Source organism: Psychromonas arctica, from assembly GCF_038155225.1.
Lineage (GTDB): Bacteria > Pseudomonadota > Gammaproteobacteria > Enterobacterales > Psychromonadaceae > Psychromonas > Psychromonas arctica_B.
This window is the reverse complement of the sequence record NZ_JBAKBA010000317.1, coordinates 1-218: the sequence shown is the minus strand read 5'-3', so window position 1 is coordinate 218 and position 218 is coordinate 1. Positions and strand designations below refer to the sequence as shown.

Here is a 218-nt window from a genome sequence, read left to right as displayed (position 1 = left end):
TTAATACAGGCGCAAATTCAATAACGTGGGATTCCACTCCCAATGCTTTTAATGCACCAGCAGCTTCTAGCCCTAATAAACCGCAGCCGATAACTGCACCACTTCTACTACGACGACCAGTACTTTCTATAGCATTTAAATCTTCAATAGTACGATAGAAAAAACAATCTTTGATTTCGTTGCCTATAATGGTTGGTACCAACGTATAAGAACCTGTT

1 protein-coding gene is annotated in these 218 nt (G+C 39.4%); it reads right to left on the bottom strand.

Going from position 1 to position 218, the window contains the following annotated elements; genetic code table 11:
• The coding region (locus V6255_RS18665; RefSeq protein ID WP_341629448.1) for an FAD-dependent oxidoreductase at positions 1-218 on the bottom strand (218 nt) is incomplete at both ends.